11 protein-coding genes are annotated in these 22060 nt (G+C 39.3%); 2 read left to right on the top strand and 9 right to left on the bottom strand.

Annotated elements, in window-relative coordinates; all coding sequences use genetic code 11:
* Positions 1-39: 39 nt before the first annotated feature.
* From AC3ITD_RS19795 to AC3ITD_RS19775, 5 genes are all read right to left on the bottom strand, one after another.
* Positions 40-1884 carry a RagB/SusD family nutrient uptake outer membrane protein gene (locus AC3ITD_RS19795; RefSeq protein ID WP_489362357.1) on the bottom strand — a complete coding sequence of 615 codons (1845 nt, stop codon included), beginning with the start codon at positions 1882-1884 and terminating at the stop codon, positions 40-42.
* 10 nt (positions 1885-1894) lie between these two features.
* The gene (locus AC3ITD_RS19790) at positions 1895-5362 is read right to left on the bottom strand and encodes a SusC/RagA family TonB-linked outer membrane protein (RefSeq protein WP_489362355.1); all 3468 of its coding nucleotides are present in this window, start codon (positions 5360-5362) and stop codon (positions 1895-1897) included.
* Positions 5363-5616: 254 nt separating this feature from the next.
* Positions 5617-6414, bottom strand: a complete 798-nt coding sequence (locus AC3ITD_RS19785; protein ID WP_489362353.1) for a DUF4397 domain-containing protein — start codon at positions 6412-6414, stop codon at positions 5617-5619.
* 23 nt (positions 6415-6437) lie between these two features.
* On the bottom strand, positions 6438-8048 hold the full coding sequence (locus AC3ITD_RS19780) for a SusD/RagB family nutrient-binding outer membrane lipoprotein (protein ID WP_489362351.1): 1611 nt from the start codon (positions 8046-8048) through the stop codon (positions 6438-6440).
* A gap of 8 nt (positions 8049-8056) precedes the next feature.
* Entirely contained in the window at positions 8057-11140 is a 3084-nt protein-coding gene (locus tag AC3ITD_RS19775; RefSeq protein ID WP_265797325.1) for a SusC/RagA family TonB-linked outer membrane protein, read from the bottom strand.
* Between the two features lie 235 nt (positions 11141-11375).
* On the opposite strand from AC3ITD_RS19775, the gene AC3ITD_RS19770 reads away from it, so the two are divergent.
* Positions 11376-12122, top strand: a complete 747-nt coding sequence (locus AC3ITD_RS19770; protein WP_489362348.1) for a DeoR/GlpR family DNA-binding transcription regulator — start codon at positions 11376-11378, stop codon at positions 12120-12122.
* Between the two features lie 212 nt (positions 12123-12334).
* Here the strand turns inward: AC3ITD_RS19770 and AC3ITD_RS19765 are convergent, their stop codons facing one another.
* The 3 genes from AC3ITD_RS19765 to AC3ITD_RS19755 all read right to left on the bottom strand — a co-directional run bounded on the left by AC3ITD_RS19765 (position 12335) and on the right by AC3ITD_RS19755 (position 18084).
* Positions 12335-13633, bottom strand: coding sequence for a RagB/SusD family nutrient uptake outer membrane protein (locus AC3ITD_RS19765; protein WP_489362346.1), 1299 nt, complete (start codon positions 13631-13633; stop codon positions 12335-12337).
* A gap of 17 nt (positions 13634-13650) precedes the next feature.
* Positions 13651-16800 carry a SusC/RagA family TonB-linked outer membrane protein gene (locus tag AC3ITD_RS19760; protein ID WP_489362344.1) on the bottom strand — a complete coding sequence of 1050 codons (3150 nt, stop codon included), beginning with the start codon at positions 16798-16800 and terminating at the stop codon, positions 13651-13653.
* A gap of 87 nt (positions 16801-16887) precedes the next feature.
* Positions 16888-18084 carry an anhydro-N-acetylmuramic acid kinase gene (locus tag AC3ITD_RS19755; RefSeq protein ID WP_489362342.1) on the bottom strand — a complete coding sequence of 399 codons (1197 nt, stop codon included), beginning with the start codon at positions 18082-18084 and terminating at the stop codon, positions 16888-16890.
* Positions 18085-18223: 139 nt separating this feature from the next.
* On the opposite strand from AC3ITD_RS19755, the gene nagB reads away from it, so the two are divergent.
* A complete protein-coding gene (gene nagB / locus AC3ITD_RS19750; protein ID WP_489362340.1) occupies positions 18224-20149 on the top strand; it encodes a glucosamine-6-phosphate deaminase in 1926 nt (641 codons plus the stop codon).
* Between the two features lie 185 nt (positions 20150-20334).
* On the opposite strand, the gene AC3ITD_RS19745 is transcribed toward nagB, so the two are convergent.
* On the bottom strand, positions 20335-21975 hold the full coding sequence (locus AC3ITD_RS19745; protein ID WP_489362338.1) for a glycoside hydrolase family 43 protein: 1641 nt from the start codon (positions 21973-21975) through the stop codon (positions 20335-20337).
* Positions 21976-22060 lie beyond the last annotated feature (85 nt).

The following is a 22060-nucleotide window of genomic DNA, read 5'->3' as shown; positions in this document are numbered from 1 at the left end:
CAAAGGCTCCCTTTTTTATTGCTGATTATTATTACCTAGTTACCAACCTGTGGTTTGGGTAAGTTTATAACCCTTTTCTTGATATTGAATAATTTGTGCCTGACCAACTGGCGCCAAATAAGCTCTGTCGGTAAATGCATTTCGGTTTGTTGCATTGGTTACCATCCAATAACCCACCATTGCCGCAGCGTTGGTTCCATTGTAAGTTACAATTGAACCGTCGGCTTTTTTTACTTTAACATTCCCTGCTGTTGCATTGGCTGAAGTTAAATAGGCTGGTGCCTCTGTTTGTACATTTACCCATGGTCCTAAGAAATAATCTGGATTCGTACTAAAGTTCATGTTATTCAATTTCTTCCAGCGTTTTAAATCTAATAGCCTGGTATGCTCGAAAACAAATTCCATGCGTCTTTCTCTACGAATTTCCCATATCAAATCCGGAACATCAGTATCGCGGGCAGGATCTACGGGTAGAGCGCCAATGGTAAGCGGAGCCGTTTTCAAAATGCCTTTTGCAATTGCAGCAGCATCTAACGGACGGTTTCTAATCGCATTTACCGATTTATTTAAATCTGCCTGAGTAACTGCCGCCGCCCCATAATACTGTGCCAAAACAGCCTTTGCCTCAACCCAATTTAACACCACTTCTGCCAAACGGATTACTGGCGCATCGCTGGTATTGGTATTACTTCCCCAAGCTGCCGGATACGTTTTACCAATATAAGTAAGTGCATCTCTTGAAGCGAACTTAAAGCCATACAACAAAGTGGCCGAGGGAATGAGTGCTTTATCATAAAATGACGCTTCAAATCGTGGATCTCTGGTTTTTACCAAATCGGCAATGGTAAATGAATCTGCTCCAGTAACAGCAGAATTTTGCCAAACCTTACCATCATTTAACAAAAAAGATTTAACTAAAACCAGGTTCGCATCTACGCCAACGACTTCTGTTCCATTTTGATATGAACCAATACTATGGGTTACCGCCAAAGCGGCATCATAAGTCCTGTATAATAGCACCTCTGGATGACCGGCCAGATTATCACTTGAGAAAATAGATTTGAAATCGCGGGTAAAATTGTATTTATTGCTATTGATTACATAATCTCCAGCTTCTACTGCAAATTCAAGATATTTTTTAGCTCTTGCAGCATCTAAACCGTGATAGTGTTCATAAGTTCCTTCAAAGAGCATAAATCTAGAGATAAATGCCGCAGCGATATACTTGTTTAAGTATTGTGCACCATCATTTTCACGCATGTTGGCCATCACAAATTTAAAGTCATCGTATACTTTATCCATCACAACTCCTCTGGCATCTCTATCTTTATATAAAGTCGCTAAATCCGTATCCGAAACTTCTTTATCAAAATATGGAACATCGCCAAACACGCTTACCAATCGACTGTATTCAAAACCTCTAAAAAATCTTGCCACAGCCGACCAATGGTTGTAAGCCTCGGTAGAAATTTTAGGTTTAGCCACGTTGTCCAATCTATTGATCATTACATTTGACTTGCGGACCCAGGCAAAATCCCAGGTGGGACCAGCATAAGTACCTAACCAATCTGCCGATTCAAGAGTTGATCCTCTGCTGGTTGGTACACTGCTTTCAAAATTGGTTTGAACGTTTTTCCCTGTTACATCATCAGAAAAAGTATACCCTCTAACAGGAGTATAATCTACCCCAAACCCAGAATTATAGCCATTAAAATAATTAGGATAGTAAGCATTTGCATACATCCGAATATCATCCTCACCCCGCCAGAATTGGCCATCGACATAATCTGTTAATGGTGGACGATCCAAAAGATCTTTTTTACAAGAGGTAATTAATAGACTTGCCAAAAGAGGCAGGCCATATATATATTTGAAATATTTCATCTTCATCATTTTAAAATGTTAACTGTAAACCAAAAGAAACACTCTTGAAAGCTGGAATTCCTGTTCCTGTACGACCGCCATTATAGTTAGACTGATCCCAAACGGAATACCCACTTATACTTTCCGGATCGATTGGTAAATCGCCTAAATGATCCCAGGTAAAGAAATTTTCTAATGCTGTGTACACTCTAAGTGAACTTATACCCACCCTTTTAGTTAACAACTGTGGGAACGTATAACCTACCGTTAAATTTTTAAGCCTGATGTAAGCCATATTTAACAAGTATCGATCTTGAACCTGCATGTTGTTTGTTGTACTGCTTGCCGCATTGTTATAGGCAGCTGGATAGAAAGCATCAGGTGTTTGTGGTGTCCAATAATTACCTGCAATTGCTTCTGGCATTGCACCATCAGCAGAGTTGAAACCTGGAATAGCCAAAAAGCCTGCTCCCCAAATTTTACGGCTGCCCACACCCTGGAAGAAAGCACTGATGTCAACACCTTTAAAATCGGCACCTAATCTAAACCCGTATTCGTAACTTGGATTTGAGTTTCCGATTACTTCCAAATCGCCATGATTAGCTAAAGTTCCGTCGCCATTGCTGATTTCACCATCGCCGTTAACATCCTGAAACTTTACATCACCGGGACCAAAACGGAAGTTGGCAGAATTTTGCAAGAAAGGTTGATAAACGGGCTTTTCACCATTAGGTCCAGCTTTCAATTTATAAGTTTGTTTCCCAGCATTCAGTTTGCTTTCGGCAGCGGTTAAAGTAATTAGGATTGGTTTTCCAGCACCATCCAGTTCAAAATCACTTAACTGATATAATCTATCTGTGCGATAACCCCAAATTTCACCAATATCCTTACCGTTATAGTTACCTGTAACCTGTGTACCCGAGCCATAAGCTGTTAATCTTGTTTTGGCATCAGAAATATTTCCTCTGAAGTTAATGCCCAAACCATTCTTGAATCTATGGTTAAAGTCAACCGTTAACTCCCAACCTCTGGTTTGTAATGAGCCGTAGTTTCCTTGTGGTGCGCCTGCCCCAAACGTTAACGGAATCCCCTCTGCAGGCACAATCATATTATTCGTATTTCTTTGAAAAACATCAAATGAAACATTCATTTTATTTTTCAATAAAGTAGCGTCGACACCGATGTTTGTAGTCACAATATCTTGCCATTGAATATCTGCAGCTACCGCAGCAGGGGTACCCACAAAATTTACTTTTGCACCATTTGCCCCAATCCAAGTTGATTGTCCGCTAGGCATTGTTGCAATATACAAGCCATTAGGAACAGTTTGATCGCCAATAGACCCCCATGAACCTCTGAATTTCAATTGGTCCAAAACAGGCTTAGTCCACGACATGAAACTCTCTTCACTCGCTACCCAACCTGCAGAGAATGATGGAAACCATCTCCACTGTAAATCTGTTGGGAATTTCGAGGAACCATCATAACGGAGGTTACCTTCAATTAGGTATTTATTTTTGAAGGCGTAATTTACGCGACCGAAATAACCTAGCTGTGCCTCCCATCTTTTGTCCGAACCTGGAATGCTTACTCCTCCTGGAATAGTACCCATGATGTTTGATGATGGAATAACTGTTTGTACACCTGTACCAAATTTGAACTGCGGATTGATGATATCAGCAAGATTGGTGATCATTCCGAATTGCGATTCGGTAGTTGAGGCCACACGGTTCAAACCTAAAATAAATTTAAAGTCGTGATCTTCTTTGATGTTCCAATTATAAGTAGTAAATGCATTAATGGTATGCATGAAAAAGTTTGTTGCTGTTCTGGCAAAATGATCCGGACTTGAACCTGGTGTGGTGTACATATCAAGCGATAAATCATAAGCTGCAATAGCGCCAGCTGTAGTGCTAGATACCACCTGCCCCATATCATTCACATAAACGGGTGCACCATTTGCATCTAAACGAGCTTTCGGTGCCACCCATGAATTTCTGGCCGTAAATCTGGTTCCTGGTCGCTTCCAATCTTCGTTTTGATTGGTGAAGGTGTAATCAAAATCAACCTTCCAGTTTTTCATGATGTTTACCGTTGTTCCCAAATTTACGTTAGCGTAATTGAGTAAAATGTTTGCCGTGTTTGCAGCCGCAACTTCACTTTCCGGACTACGAATCATATCGCCATTTTCATCTTTTCCTAAGGGATACAATGAGCTCCAACGGTAAAGATATAACCATGGATCGGCGGTTGTAGAGTTAGTCGCGTAGGCATATTGTTTATTTCTCCGTGAATATAATGCACCTCCACGAATGGTTAAATACTTATTAATTTCACTCGAAATTTTCAACGAAGCATTATATCTGGTAAAGCGGTCTTCCTTCGCAGGTTTCAACATCCCGCTTTGATCCAATAAGGCTAAACCTAAATTATACGAGGTTTTTCCGGTGGTTCCACCAACAGATAGGTTGTGTTGCTGAGTAGGCGCCCATTCCTTAATCATGTAATCGTATGGATCATAAGTTCTTACACCCATTTTTTGATTTGCACCCTGAACATACCAATCTCTGCCAAAGACAGTAGGATCATCAGGCCCTATAGTGCTGCCATATTTTTCTTTCCAGGCTACAGCTTTTTCATAACTTGCTCTATCCACATAATAGAATGCCCCGGTTGGCGTAGTAACGCCAACACGTTCAGAAGCATCGACTGTATATTTCAAACCATTAACATCAGCCATTTTTAGATCCTTCCATACATTTTGGAAAGAGAAGTTATTTGAATAATTGATAGAGGGTTTATCGCTTCCTGAACCTTGTTTTGTAGTAATCAATACCACACCAAACGCAGCCTTAGCACCATAAATCGATGCAGCCGCAGCATCCTTCAAAATGGTAATCGATGCAATATCGTTGGGATTAACCAATTGAATACTCGGAATCTCCACATTGTCCACCAAAATCAATGGCGAACTACCACCTGCGAAAGATGCCAGTTGTCCACGAATTTTAATTACCGGATCAGATCCAATTTCGCCGCTTGGAACCACCACGCTTAGGCCAGAGGCCGCCCCTTGTAATGCTCTTCCAACATCAGCTATTGGTCTCCCTTCCAAGGTCTTTTTAACATCAATGGTAGATACGGCGCCGGTTAAGTTACCTTTGCGTTGGGTTCCGTAGCCAACTACCACCACATCGTCCAAGCCCTGTGCATCTGTTTTTAAGCTTACATTTACGATGGTGCTTGTGCCAACTGGTTTTTCGGCAGTGACATATCCAATGTAAGAAAAAACTAGAATATCACCACTCGCTGCTTTGATAGAATAGCTTCCATCGGCATTCGTTTGTGCAACTGAAGAGCCTCCTTTAACCCGAATAGAAACTCCAGGTATCGGTCCATCTTCTGATGTGACCTTACCGGTAACAGTTATCTGCTGCGCTATGGCATGAGCCAGCAACAAAAACGTACCAATAAAAATTAATAGTAACCTTTTTCTCATAAACGTAAGTTTAGAATATTGTTTGAATGATTAGCTTTTTTAATACTGCACAAAACGGCAATATTTAAGTAAATATCATGAAATATTTTTTGAAATACACAAATTTAAGCTATCAATATTTCTGTACCCTGCACAAAAACGCAAAAAAGCGCAAACGCACCCAGTTTTAAACAAGCTGAGAATATCAATTTGAGTTAAACCATAAAGGCCAACCCGGAGAGGTTGGCCTTTATAATACTACTAGCGCAATTAGATTATCTAATCAAAAAGAATGACACGTATGGCCTTCGTGGCGCAGCTGCTATTCCGCTATAACCGCTTGCAAAAATCGTGTAAACCCGCTGATTTAGAAAGGTGCTCGCACTTGTGTAGTTCGCTAACACGGTAGCAGTAGTAATCGCTGCTCCAGCGGGCCTAACTTTCCATGTCTTAGATTGGGCAGACCTTAGCCTGATTTCATTGGTTATATTTAAATAACTTACATTTCCAGCTAAAAGAGAATCCTTTGTATTATCTGTGGCACTAGTGCCATAATATAAATCAACGGAAGGCACATTAGGCATTAAATTGATAAATCTGTATTTGCAATAGGCAGTGTCAGGCCTTACAAAATTTTCTTCCGTTAAAACGCTTTTGGTTGTCGCAGCGGTATCTGTAATATGAGCCACATAGTTTTTACCCGGCTGAATTTGAAAAGAAGTAGAATAAAGTACAAGAGAATCTGTTCCATCATCTTTCTTTTTAGGTAAAATAATAGAAATCTTTAAGTTTCCTGGAGTTACAGCTAAAAAATCGGCAGTTGAACTACCACCAGTATTATAACCTCCACCAGGAAACGGAGTACGAGCAGTGATGACACTACTCACACGTTTATCATTTATTTTTATCGCTATCGCCCTATTGTTATAATAATAAGAGGCATAGTTTACTTTTAATAAAGCTTGATCACTGTTCAGTTTTTCAACTTCGCCATAATCCAAAACATTTTTGGTACATCCAGATATTGCTATAAGGATGGTTAGTGCTGCGAATAAATTAGAAAATATCTTCATGTTAATAATCTTAAATGTAAAATTTACGGCTGACTGAACCAAGTTTCCTTAGTCATATAATCTATGTCTAAACCACCCCACTTAGCCAACTCTTCAGGATTCCATACATATTCCGAATTGTAGCGTGGCCTGAAACGGTAAGCATATTTTCCTCCTAGCGCAAGATCGGCTGTTGGAATCTGATAAAATTGCTTAAAGACTAATGGATCGTAGTGATATTTTCTGATATCGGACCATTGTTCTAAACCTGCCCATCCCCATTGGGCGATATACTTCTGACCCATTATGTCAGCAATGGTGAGTGTTGCAGCGCTTTGAGCAACCTCTGATGATGCTAAATAAGCATCAATTTCTGCTGTTGTTATTACAGGATCCGGCGCTTTTGAAGCCCTCCCATAAGTGTTACAAAAATCCATGTGACCTGAAATACCAGCTCTATATGCAGTATAGGCTTCAGCTGCTTTTCCCTGCCACAATAGTGCTTCAGCTTTGGTAAACTGTAATTGTGAATAAGTCATCAATGGATATCTTGCTGCATCAGCATAAATATACTTGCCATTGTATGTTATTGCTCCAGCAGGAATAGATCCGAATACTATTGGCAAGCCGGATGTACTACTCCCTTGCGTTGGAACACCAGCAATATAACGTCCTAGTGTGGCTGTGGCTGTACTTGCAGGTAACATCCTGCTCAATCTTGGATCAACAGAGCTGGTTGGATTTGTAGTCGGCGTACCTCTTACTCCTCCCGCTAAATAATTTAAGATAGTTGTTGATATTCGACCATAATAAGTTGATGTAGTACCTGCTGTATTTATATAACCTAAAGTTGGTCCGAATGGATTGGTATCATCCGTACTGGCGGCAGAAAAATAAACTGTAGCCGATTCAGACTCATTCGCAAAAGAAAGGTTGGTATACTTCACTACGCTGTCAGCATATTGGGTTTTAAATTCAGGCTTGTTTACTAGGTGACTGTATTGTAAAGCATAAATTGCATATACAAACTTCCGCCATTTAGCCATATCGCCCTTGTAAATACCATCGCCCGTAATACTTGCCAATTGAGTGGCATAATTTAGCGGGCTTTTCATATTGGAATATTTGATTGATTGTTCGCAGTAATACCTCACTTTTGCATAAACATCTGGTTGATCCTTATAAGGAAACTTTAACAATCCTGGGGTAAAAGCCTCATCAAGGATAATTGGGCCATATAAATCTGTTGTTTGTTGATATGCCCAAGCTTTAATGGCATAACCAATTGCCGCATATTCATATTTTTGATTGGTTACCGCATCGTTAATGAGGTTTTCCAGATTTATTCCAAGATCAACATAAGTCATTCTCCAGATAACCCCTCCATTATCACTTGATCGGACAAAGGTGTGTTTTTCAAAAGCCAAGGCGCCATCATCTGTCGATGAGCCAATTAGGTTTTGTGTAATTTTCCAGATAAAACGATAATCTTGTGATGTTCCGTTTGTCATTTGGAAAAGAATAGGTGGAAGCAATAGCTCCGCTTTACTTGTTTGAGGAACAGCCGGATTAGTATTAATATCCAAATATTTTTTACAACTCCCCATCAGCAATAATACTGCCGCAGCAATATATAATTTAAATAATTTCTTCATGTCGTTCACTATAATTTAACCCTAAATCCAATGTTGAAACCGATTGGCTTTCCAACATTACCATAATCAATTCCGAAACCGCCGATACCACCAACGCCTGGTGAATTTGCATTACTCTCAGGATCTCCACCAGAGTAATTTGTAAGCAAAACCGAATCAGTAACAGTTAAGAATGCGCCAAAACTCTGAATAAATTTAATGCGCTTAACCAATGATGGAGGAAAATCATAACCTAAGGTAACGTCTCTCAGTCTAAGTGTTTTAATGTTTCTTTCTACAAACATTTCTGGCGAAACATTTAACGAATAATAGTTCGAATTATAATAAGGTGTTACCGCAATTGTGTTTGGCGTTGGGTTTGCTGTATTTTGCAAGCCATCCGCTAAAACTCCGGTAATTACTCTCGGTAATTCCCGATCAAGGGTTTTAACACTTATTCCTTTTATATAAGAGGCATATTCTGTACCATTGACAACATCACCACCATATCTTAAATCCCACAAAAAGGAAAGATTAAAGCTTTTGTAACTAAACCTGTTAACAAAACCTAATGTGAATTTAGGATTTCTATCGCCAATAGGATAATATTGTGTATCAGAACTTGTCGGTAGCCCAGATGAAACATTAATTAAAATGTCTCCATTATTATTTCTATCGAACCTAGTTCCGCTAATCGCTCCGGTACTATATCCCGGGTGCACTGCACTTCTGATTTCACCGATAACCCAGGTATCTGATTCATAAAGCTCAGGAAGTTCATTTGCTAATGACAATACTACACCACGGTTCCGCGTAAAGTTGAAAGTTGTATTCCAGCTGAAATCTTTGCCTTTAATTGGCGTACCAGTTAATTGCACCTCAATACCACGATTTCGAACCGTACCTCCATTCATCATTTCAAGTACAAACCCGGTTCCATAACTTAAACGGGGGTTAATGATCTGGTCTTTACTCAAGAGATTATAAAAGTTAAAGTCTAAACCGATCCTGTTTTTTAAAAATTGCATTTCAGTACCAATCTCGAAATTTTGAGATACTTCCGGCTTTAAGTTTGGATTACCTCCGTAGTATGAGTAAGCATAGCCACCTCCTGTAGTTCTTTTGGCTTCATAATTTGTACCTGTCGAATATTCTCTCCAAGGCTCTTTACCAGTTAATGCGAAGGATGCTCTCAGCTTCCCGCTATCCATCCATGGTAGATTTTCTTTCACTTTTTCGATATCTGTAAAATTAAAAGCCAAACTAGCCGATGGATATGCGAAATATGGATTGTTCGGCATTAATCTAGAAGCCCCGTCAACTCTTCCTGATAAGGTTAAATATAACAGGGTTTTATACCCTAAAATAGCTTGGGCAAAGGCGCCTACCGTACGATACCGATTGACGTAAGTAAGGGTTCGCTGGGTGGTGGGTAAAGTATTGTTTATACTGTAAAAGTTGGGGTCATACATGTTTGTTCCACGCTGCGAATCTGTAACGGCATTAAAATCGTAAAATGATGTACCAATAACATAAGTATTGTTAAAATCTCCGAACTTATGTTTGGCTGACGCCGTTAATGATCCACTAAAAACCTTTGCAAGTTTATCATATGTCATAACTGTTCCACCTGTCGGGGTTGCAGCAGATCCAGAACCTCTATAAGATTGTGCATGGTATACCGAAAGCCCTTTTGTATTGGCGATATCGGCTCCAATAATCCCATTAATCCTAAGCCATTTTGTAGGGGTCAGCTCAATATTGGTGTTGGCAATAAAACGATTGTCCTTATCATTATTCACATTTTTAACCACATCCCAAAGAGGGTTATCAAACTCTGCATAGATACTGGCATGGTGTAAAATTCGGTTTCCATTTGCATCCTGATAATCACGGACATTGTAGGCCGAACTAAAACGCATTAATTGAAGCAAAGAACCATTCGCCCCCTTGTTGGCCTTATCATTCTTCGAATTGATATAATTAAAAGTTGTAGTTAGCTTTAATATGGGTGAAATAGTCCCCACTGCGGTAACCCGCGAAGAAATCCTTGTATAACTGGTTGTCGGAATCGTTCCCTTTGAATCGGTATACTCGTTAGACCAGCGATAAGAGAATTTATCTGTACCACCTTCAAATGATAAATTGTGCTTTTGAGTAAATCCAGTCTCAAAGAAGTTGTGCATATTATCATAAAGAGGAGTAGTTGGCAAAAATGCAGGACCAAAAAAGTTAGACGTACCAATGTTGTAAACGCCGTTTGAGAGGCCTGTATTGTACTTGGTTTGAATTTCGGGGAACTTATTTAATTCCTCTACCCTAAACGAATTATTGTAGTTAATGCTTCCTCTACCGGCCTTTCCTTTTTTTGTTGTGATTAAAATTGCACCACTGGCACCAGCACTACCATACAATGCTGTAGCTTCAGGGCCTTTCATAATCACATAGCTTTCAATGTCATTCGGGTTGATGTCCATTCCTCGGTTGGAATAATCCTGATCTCTGTTCGCCGCACCAGAAACAAGCTCCCTTGTTTGATTAAGTGTGCTGTTATTTATAGGAACACCATCCACAACGATCAAGGCATTATTGTCTCCACTTATAGATACAAAACCCCTTAGAACAATTTGAGCGGAAGAACCTGGATTTCCATTTGTACTGTTAATGGATAACCCTGGAACACGACCTTGTAGTGAACCAAAAAAGTCATTTCTTTGAGTGGCAGCAGCCTCATCACCTGATACTTTTGGGGTTGAATAACCTAAAGATTTTACATCACGATCAATCCCATAGGCTGTAACTACCACCTCATTTAGGTTACTGGCATCAGCTTGCATGGAAACATTGATTGTTGTATTATTACCTACAGTTCTTTCAACGGTTTTATAACCAATGTAAGAAAAAGTAAGTACATCTGTTTTCAGTGCTTTTATAGTAAAGTTTCCATCACTATTGCTTTGCGATACAATTGAGGTTCCTTTTACACGAATTGATGCACCAGGAATGGGTCCGTCACTTGATGTGACCTTACCAGTAATGGTGGCTTGTTGCGCAAATACTTGCGCAAGCAGCATAACCATACCGATAAAACTAAAAAGTAGTTTTTTCATCATAATTAGTTAGTAAGAAGTTTTAAAAGGTTGTAGTTGTTTGTTTTCCGGCTTATCCAAACATGCAGATTAACGCATGTTTAATAATAGTTATGTAAATATGCTGATTGTTTTTTAATAAAAAAACAAAATAACAAAGATTTTCATGCAACTATTACGATATATAATTGCTTAAAAACGCATAAACACGCAAATTATTGAAAAGTATTTTTACTTTAGTGCAAAACCAAACATCAATATGCTCAAAAAAGAACGCCATGATTTTATTATGCGCCAAATCAATTTACACAATCGTGTACTCACTTCTGATTTGGTTCAATTACTTAATGTATCGGAAGATACCATAAGAAGAGATTTACAAGAATTGGCAGATGAAGACTTGCTTTTTAAAGTTCATGGAGGTGCATTGTCTAAATCATACCACAGTTCTTTCGATGATAGTACGGTTTATGCCAGGGACATAAAAATAGTAATTGCGAAAAAAGCGACCTCACTTTTTAAAGATGGGATGGTGGTTTTAACTGGTGGTGGGACCACAATTTTAGAACTGGTAAAACAACTCCCACAAAATATCGCAGGAACTTTTTTTACCATTAGCCCTTTGGTGGCTGTCGAATTGGCAAAATACGATAACCTGGAAGTGATACTCATCGGCGGCTTGTTTTCTAAAAATTCGCAGATTACCTATGGTGGACAAGTAATTACACAGCTTTCTGAAATCAAAGCTGATTTATGTGTGATGGGCACCAGTGCTATCCACCCGGAAGATGGCTTAACAGATACTTACTGGGAAATTAATCAATTAAAAAAGGCAATGATTGCCTGTTCCAAAAAAACTGCGGTGCTGTGTATATCTGAAAAGCTGGATATCTCTTTAAGGTTACGGGTTTGCCCGATTGAAAGCATCAGCTATTTAATAACAGAATTAGATCACCAAAACGAAGCCTTGGCAGACTATCGAACAAAAGATTTAAACATATTATAACAAAAAAGAGGCTGTATCAAAGGTAAAAACGAGATAGTCGTTTCGGAATTTGATTTGGCTAAATACCAATAATAGCCAGAAAACGAAGATAAAAAGGGCAATTTTGAAATCGAAAATTGCCCTTTTGGTATTATTAAAGATTTGATAAAAATTATATCTTGTGTCTCTTGTGTCTCTTGTGAAAAAGAGACTTTTGAGAAAGCCTCCTTTGTTTAGAAGGTGGGGTCTGCTGGAGTATTGGGATTATTATCTCGCTCCTGGAAAGGATAAGGGAAAAAATTCCTTTTCCGATCTGCCAGAGGCTGGTTAAATCTTCTCATGTCTTCTAGCTTTAAGCCAGAAGCAAACAACTCAATTGACCGATGTTTGTAAATTAAATCAAGTAACTGCTGCTGAGTATAAGTGCCACTTAATGCCGGCAGAGCTGCCGTAACACCAAATAAATCTGATGTTTTGGTAACCACTTTATTCAACTCAATTAATGCGTTAGCTAAATCCGGTTGTCTTGCAAAAGCTTCGGCTTTGATCAAAGTGATTTCTCCCGGCAAATAAATAGGAAAGGCCGTTGAAGTGGTAGTAGCAAAGCCGCCCATTCGAATTGTTGCCGTTGGTGTGCCTGTAAAGAATGTATAGAAGGGAATTCTCTTGTCTCCCGCATCTGGCACATTAGCACCAGTTAAGCCTAAGTTGACATTCAGCGGCTGAAAAACATTGTTGGAAGAAATAATAGAAAATAAAATATTTGGCGAAGCTGGATCGAAAGCAAAAGCAGATGATTTTGTTAAATCAACCGCATTAGCTTCTGTTAACGCCAATGGATAATTGCCCGAAAATAGCGCATATCTTGCTTTCAGTGCATGCAAAGTATTTACAATATTTATAGCAGGAGGTACATTGCTATTAAAACCCGTAGAAATTGGGGTTGTTGCAATAACGCTTAGCGCGTTATCTAAAACGCCAATTGCTTTTGTAAATCCTGCAGCCCTAGTGACAAACTGAACGTTTTTACCTGTTCCATCCGGAATTTTTTCCCAATACTGCGCCATATTACCTATAGCAAGTGCCTTAAAAACACTTGAATAAGCAATTAATCCTGATGCGTAACCTTTATCACCAAGATTACCCGCGTTAGCAATAACCAAATCTGCATCGTAGATAATCTTGTTGGCGCTTGTCCAAAGATTAAATAAAATGGTGTTGGTACCATCAACCGCATTACCGCCAGTACTTAATTGTAACTCTGGAATATTACCCGAATTTAGCAGTGAAAATTCATTGGTTACAAAGCCGTTTGCTGCTATCGAATTGAACATTACACCGCTTCTGCCCAAAGTGTAAACACGCTGTAACCCTATAGAAACGGCTGTCAATCCTTGTTGAGTTGTTAATGCAACATCGGTTTTGGCTCTTGATGGGTCTAAATATTCTTTTGTACATGATGCCGAAAACAACATGCACGAGAAAGCGAAACAGGTAATATATTTTGAGGTGTTATTTCTTGAATTTTTCATAAAACTTCCTTTAACGATTAAAATTTAACTTGTAAACCTAAACTAAAGGTTCTTGGAATTGGAACAGCTCCAAAATCGATATTTCTTAATATCGTTGATTGGCCGCCTGAGTTTAATTCTGGATCATATCCTTTATAATTGTCCCAAGAAATCAAATTTCTTCCGCTTAACGTAACAGTTAAATCTCTTAAATACTTCACTTTCCCAATATTATAGCTCAGTGAAATTTCTCTGAGCTTAACAAAAGATCCGTCATCAATTCTCCATTCTTCTGTTGCATAAACTCCTGCAACATAGCCTCTAGGCAGCTGACCTAATTGTTCTGCTTCGGCTACCTTTCCATTACCAACGCCTTGGCGGGTTCTCCAATCTGCATTCCAAACATCTCCTCCTTGAACAGCATCTAATTGAACATGAAGATTAAATCTTTTGTAACTGAAATCATTCACTAAAGAAGCGGTATAATCTGGATTTGGATCTCCTAAAACCTTTCTTAACGTCGTTCCGGTTGGTAAACCATTTGCATCACGTTGGGGTGTAAATGTGGTTGCCGATGTTTGGATGCCTCGCTCAAGTAATGGAATACCAGCAGCATTTGTTAACAAACTACCATCCGGTTTGCGGGCAAAAAATGTTCCGTAAAAAACACCAATTGCCTCTCCATTAATGATGGCCACCGGAGCACCAGGGTTGGTGCTAAACAATCTTAAACCACCAACATCCAAGGCTTTATTTCTATTTCTGTTGAACACGATTGATGTGTTCCAGCTAAAGTCCTTTGCTTTAAGAGGAGTTCCGCTTAAAACCAACTCAATGCCTTTATTTCTTAACGAGCCAATATTATCTAAAAAGCTGGAAAAACCGATAGTTGGAGCAGTAACACTTGCTATTAACAAATCGCTAACTTTTTTATTATACCAGTTAAACTGAATGCCTAACCTGTTTTTAAAAAATGACATATCGGTACCTAATTCGAGTTCGCGTTGACGTTCTGGTTTCACATTTTCATTTGCCAATTGCGCACTAGAGAACAGTGAGGCTCTCCCTAAAAATGATTGTGTAGAATAAGCATTAATTCGATCGTAAGCGCCAATTCCAGTCAAGTTACCAGATTCGCCATAAGCAGCTCTGATTTTAAACGTATCCCACCACGATGAAACACCCAAATCTTTCCAATAATCAGCTGATGACAAAACATAACTGGCATTTCCTTTAAAATAAGTTTGTGTTCTATTATCGGCACCAAATACAGTAGATTGATCTACTCTTACTGCTCCCGTTAAGAAAAAATGATCTTTGTATTTAAATGTTTGTTGAAGGTAACCCCCAGTTACAGAAAGTTGGGTCCGGCCATCAACACTTGGCAACTGGGTAGCAGCAGCATTTACAGTTTCGATTAAAGGGGCTAAACCGCGGCCGTTAAGTAATTGATACCGTGTTTGTTCGTACTGAAACGAGTAGCCTAATTGGGTTGTAGAGGTTATCAGATCAGATATCCTAGCCTGATAATTTGCATTGATTTCATTATTAAACTGAAAAGAAGCGTTGCTTGCAGAACTGGCGTAGCCATTTAAAGCCCCATCCAGGCCCGCGCCACCACCAAAGAAATCTGGATTAACATTATAGGCAAAAGGCGGAATATAAGTTGATCCATTTGCACCAGAATTATCAGCTCCAATTAAAAAGTTTAAAGTCAGATTTTTAACTGGATTCAATTTAAGGTTTGCACTGGCGATAACTCTATTGGTTTGCTGCCGTTGCTTAATATCCTCTATCACTGATACAGGATTAACCCTGCCCCTTTCTCCAACTGCTAATAAATTACCGTTGGCATCTCTGGCAAATATATCGTGAAAATTACCAATAATAGTAACCGAATTCATTGGAGAAAAAAATGAGTTTCCATCTGGTTTTTCGTTTGCTGCACTGCGGATATAGTTCATACCCACGCTCAACGAAGCCCAATCTGTTATTCTCTGGTCTACATTTGCCCTTAAATTGTAACGTGTAAAATCGGTATTTTTAATAATTCCCTGGTTGGTAAAATAACTGGCAGAGGTATAAAATTTTGTGTTGTCATTACCACCACTTATCGAAACCGTATTATCAGTTCCGTAACCGGTTTGGAAAATATAATCCTGATAATTATATCTGTTAACTGCAGTAGTATTGGTAAGCAATGCGGCTGTGGTAGCAGGAGGAACAATTGCCGTTTGAATAACGTCTTGCGTAAATGAGTTTACCGAACCACCAAATTTAGTAGGCGATTGATTTACTTCAACTTGTTTTCTCAACTCGCTAATGGTCAAACTGGTATTAAAGCTTACCTGGGTTTTACCACTTGCACCTTTTTTGGTAAAAATCTGAATTACACCAGAGTTTGCACGAGATCCATAAATAGCGGCAGCTGCAGCACCATTTAAAACCTCAATGCGATCAATGTCAGCAGGATTAATATCAACCATTCTATTCTGGCCAATGCTGCCTACAAAATTACCACCATCGTAATTGGCTGAGGTATTGGTAACCCGAGTGGTCGAATTATTTACAATTACTCCATCAATAATATATAATGGTTCAGAAGATGAATTTACTGAACTTATTCCCCTCAGGCGCACTGACATGCCGCCCGCCGGGTCACCAGAATTCTGGCTAATCTGGGCGCCTGCAGTTTTTCCCTGAAGAGAAGAAAGTACATTTCCGCTTGGCGCTTTATTTAAATCATCGCCCTTAACAGTGCTTACATAACTTCCAAGTTCCTTTCTGGTAGTACCAGCTGATGTTCCTGTTACAATTACCTCATCTAACCCAACTGCATCAGCACTTAAGGTAGCATTTGCCTGGACCTGATCGCCTGTGGCTAAGCTTACCGGCTGGATTTTACTTTTGTAGCCAACGAACGAAAATTGAATTTGGGCAGTTCCTGGAGCTAAATCAACAGAAAATGAATAGCCTCCGTTGGCGTTGGTACTCGTTGCTAAATTTGTATTTAAGATTTTCACGACAACACCCGGAATCGGGCCATTGTTGGCGGCATCGGTAACTTTACCGCTGATGGTATAGCGTTTAGTCTGTGCCTGTGCCATTTCTGTAAACAAAAGCAGCAGAAATGGGATCAACAAAATTGCAAAAAATCTTGTTGACCATTTGAGGTAACTTTTTTCCATAAAATATTGGTTTTGTAGTTAAGTTAGGGTTTGAGCAAATGTAACGAAATTGTTGAAAATGCAAATTTTTCTCGCAGACAAAAAGGTTTATTCCGGCAAACTGATTTTACCCATGCAAATAGAAGGTACACCCTTTCTGTCTCCGAAATTTGTGGGCTTACCACATATCGTTTCATTGGCTAATACAGCAAATAAAACAGCCTCCTTTGCATCGGGATTAATGTTTAAGTCATCAGTGGTGAAGAAATTACAATGAGGAAGCTTTTCTCTTAACAGTTCTACCAAAAGTGGATTATGCATCCCTCCGCCGCTCATGAAAATTTGTGCATTAGGTTCGTTGCCAAAGCATCGTTTCACAGCATTCGAAATGGTTTCTGCCGAGAAATGGCATAATGTGGTCATCACCTCTTCAGTTGCTAAGTCCAATGTTGAAGATTGTTTTTGCGCTGCCTGTAAGTAATCCAGATTAAACAGTTCAGGACCTGTTGTTTTTGGAAAATCCAACTCAAAAAAGTCACATTTTAATAATTCCTTCAACAAGGCTTCATTTAACTTACCCGATTTCGCAACAGCACCATTGTTATCGTAAAATTGATTGTAGTGGTGTTGCATAAATTGATCCATCAGGGTATTCCCCGGACCAACATCAGTTGAAAAAATTTCTGATGCATTTAGATTTCCAGGCAAATAAGTAAAGTTAGCGATACCTCCAATATTGAGCATCACCCGATCTTCTCCCCACTTCGAAAAAATTAGATAGTCCCCATAAACTGCTAAGGGTGCACCCTCACCTCCAGCGGCTAAATGTTTTTGCCTAAAATCAGATAAAGTAATGATTCCGGTTTTTACAGCAATGTGATCGCCATCTCCAATCTGAAGTGTTCCATTTGGATAATCTACAAGTTGATGAAGAGATTTGGGCGCATGAAAAATGGTTTGCCCATGGCTGGCAATAAAATCAATTTGATCATTTTTATAGCCCCATTCTTTCAAAGCCTGATTGATCAAACAGGCATGTGTATTGGCAATGTGTTCATTCATCAGACAAACTAACGCCAAGTCAACTTGCTTTTTAGAGAAAATGGCTTTTATCTTTGCTCTGAAGTCATCAGAATATTCCCCGGTTTTAAATTCAAGTATTTTAATATCCGTCTCGGCGCCACTTCCCTTTACCACACATAATGCAATATCCAATCCATCCATTGATGTCCCACTCATTAACCCGATAATTAAACGCTGGTCTTTTTGCGCCTTGTGATAAAGATTTTGAATTTGGATGTTCATGATAATTTTGATCAAACGTTTGTTTATAGCCTCAATCGAATTTTAAGGAAATACTTTTAATAAAAGTAAATAACCTTTGTTAGAAATTGGGCATAACTCTCTATATTTACTGCTCCGTACATTAAAAACCATAAATAAAATGGCTAGATTAAATCTACTGGAGGAGACACGTTTCGAGAAACTCCCTGTGAGCGTGTTCGAAAATCCAAAAATTGCTTCCATTAATGTGGCGCACAGAATTGCCAACCTCATTAAATCAAAACAAGCAAACAACGCACCTGCAGTACTGGGCTTAGCAACAGGTGTTACCCCCATTGCAGTTTATGCCGAACTGGTTAGGCTGCACAAAGAAGAGGGTTTAAGTTTCAAAAACGTAATAACTTTCAACCTGGATGAATACTATCCAATGCAGCCTACCGCCGCACAGAGTTATGTTACTTTTATGAACGAAAATCTTTTCGATCATATCGACATTGATAAAAGCAATGTTCACATCCCTGACGGAACGCTTCCTTTGGAAGATATTCCTGCATTTTGTTTAGATTACGAAAAAAAAATCGGAGATCTTGGTGGACTGGATATCCAGATATTGGGTATTGGTCGTACGGGTCACATTGGTTTCAATGAGCCTGGTTCGGCACCAAATTCCGGCACACGCTTGGTCACACTTGATGATTTAACCCGTCGTGATGCCGCTCGGGATTTCGGTGGAAAAACCTTTGTACCTACCAAAGCCATTACTATGGGGATTGGTACTATTTTTAAAGCCAGAGAAATTATCTTAATGGCCTGGAGCCGCAAGAAGGCATCGATTATTAAAAAAGCAGTAGAAGGCGAAATTTCTGGTGATGTTCCGGCGACTTACCTCCAGCTTTCAGAGCATGTTGAATTTATTTTAGATACTCCGGCAGCAGCAGAACTGACCCGTTTTGATACCCCATGGTTGGTTAAAGATTGCGTTTGGACAGAAGACTTGATTCGTAAAGCAGTGATTTGGCTGGCCAATACATTGAAGAAACCGGTTTTAAAATTAACTGAAGACGATTACAACAATAATGGTATGGCGCAATTGGCGACTGAAAAAGGGCCGGTTTACAATATCAACATCCATATTTTTAACAAGTTACAGCACACCATTACTGGCTGGCCAGGTGGAAAGCCAAATGCGGATGATTCTCAACGTCCGGAAAGAGCAGAACCAGCTAAAAAACGGGTGATTATTTTCTCTCCGCACCCAGATGATGATGTAATTTCAATGGGCGGAACCTTTATTCGTTTGGTGGATCAAAAACATGATGTTCATGTGGCTTACCAGACCTCTGGCAATACTGCGGTTTGGGACGATGATGCCCTTCGTTTTGTAGAATTTAATGTAGATTTTACAGAAAAGATGGGTATGGATAATTCACATCTAACTGAATTGTACAATAAGATGAGAACCTTTATCGACCAGAAGAAACCTAACCAGGTTGATACCCCAGAAATACAAACCGTTAAAGGTTTGATTAGAAAAGGTGAGGCGATAGCTGGTGCTCGTTATTGCGGATTGGAAGATGACCATATTCATTTTCAGGCGCTACCTTTTTATGAAAGTGGTAAAAATCAAAAAAATCCGGTTACCGATGCTGACATCGATTTGACAATTGATCTCCTACAGAAAGTAAAACCACAACAGGTTTTTGCAGCCGGAGATTTTGAAGATCCTCATGGAACACATATCGTGTGTTTTAATATTATTTTAGCTGCATTGACACGTCTTCGCAAAACAGAAGCGTGGGCACAAGATTGTTGGTTATGGATGTATCGTGGTGCCTGGCATGAATTTGAAACCCATGAGATTGAAATGGCTGTGCCTATTTCTCCGCAGGAGTTGGAACGCAAAAGAAATGCAATATTTAAACACCAAAGTCAGAAAGATAGGGCTGTTTTTCCTGGCGACGATGCAAGAGAATTTTGGCAACGTGCAGAAGACAGAAACCGTGAAACGGCAAAAGCTTATGATGAACTAGGCTTGGCAGAATACGAAGCGATGGAAGCTTTTGTAAGGTGGAAGTTTATTGACTAGCAGAATTTTACAATATAAATCCTCACTTGAAAAAGTGAGGATTTTGGTTTACTGACCGGTGAAGTCTCAATGTCCAGGAACACAGAAAGACCTGACAGTTTTTCAAATTTCGTTTTCAGATTTTAACTGAGGAGCTGACGAAGTTTCCATACAAAATGAAAGGCAAACAAAACTTAGTGAGCCAATTACAGATCATTTCCACGATAATCCAACCATTTGAAGTTGGCGCTATTAATGGAAGGAGTACCAGACGAAGTTGCATACAGCCCAAACAATGAACCCACAAAACCGCCTGCCACTTTTGTACTTAAAAACTTACCATCAACATTGGCCTGAAGGAGTTTCCAATCATTTGTTTTAGTGGTATAATAGAAGTTATATTTATCCTTATCTGCTTCTATTTTAAGATAAACGTTCACGCCGGCAAACTTAATTTCAGCAAGTAAATCCATCGATTTTGAATCCCTATTTCCTTTGTATAATTGTAAAACCGGTTGTCCATTCGATATAGATTTACACAAATAATAAAAATTGTATTCGCTTTGAAATATCGTTATTCCTGCTTTTTCATTATCGGTTTTAGCATTAAAAATCAATTCTGTACTAGCTTCGCATTTTAAATGTTGCTGGCGTTTGCCAATAAATGCTGGGTTACCATTTCCCATTACCGTCTCTGAAAGTAAATTCATCGTCAGCCCTGATTGGTTGAGCCTATACCAAGAATTATCTAAAGTTCTTAAGAAAAGCAAAGCAGGATCAAATTTATCTTTAAATTTAATCCGATATGAAAAATTACCACTCTGAGGCCTTGCGTATTTATTCTTTACCTCCTTAAAATCTGCTGAGTAACTGTATTTAATCTCCTTACTTTCAGGATTGATTATCGGCCATTCATTTACCCACTTTACTGGCGCAATAAAAGTTTCCCTACCGGTATTGTAAAAATCGCCTTCGTAGGGACGAACAGCTAAAAATACGGCATAAGTTTTTCCATCCGGTCCTTCGACAAGCTCGGCATGGCCAGCAGAGGTAATGGGGTTATTCCGGTTCGGATCAAGGTCTCTTTGTGTAAGAATCGGGTTATTTTTGTAAGCGACGTATGGTCCAGTAGCCGATGTACTTCTTAAAATAACTTGCGAATGATTAACTGAAGTTCCGCCTTCGGCAGCACATAAATAATACCAATCACCACGCCTGAAAATATGAGGCCCTTCAATCCAAACCGGTTTTTTGCTAATATCCACTCCCCCATTCACCAATTGGCTTTCCTCTCCTATAACCCTCAAGTTAATGGGATCAAATTCATAAACGCGAATGGTCCTATGTCCGCTGTATAACGGTTTATTATCTGGCGCATCACTATTGTAAACGATGTATGCCCTATTCTGATCAAAGAATAAAGATGGATCGATACCCTTAACCTCCGGTAACCAAACCGGATCACTCCAAGGCCCGGCAGGATTTTTAGAGGTAACTACAAAATTTCCCTTTCGATCGATGAGGGTACAGGTCACATAATACAACCCCTTATGGAAATTTATTGATGGAGCGAATAGTCCTCTGGATACACCATCACCCAAAAAATTCATCTGACTTGGCCGGTCGATTACATTTCCGATCTGCTGCCAGTTTTTTAAATCCTTACTATGAAAAACAGGAATACCCGGGAAGTAGGAAAACGTAGAGTTAACCAAATAGTAATCGGCGCCAACCTTTGTTACGCTTGGATCTGGGTAGAAGCCAGCAAGGATCGGATTGGTGAATTTTATTTGTGCTGAACCAGCGATTGCAATAGAGCAGAAAAAAACTAGAATAAGCTTTCTCATTTTATAGTAATTATTTGGTTGAATATTGAAAGGTAAAAAATCAAACTTATAAATGCAACCGATTGCAGAAACTATTTTTTTTCTT

Source organism: Pedobacter sp. KH_004, assembly GCF_057840755.1.
Note: the sequence above shows the minus strand (reverse complement) of the source record. Positions and strands in the feature narration are given on the sequence as shown.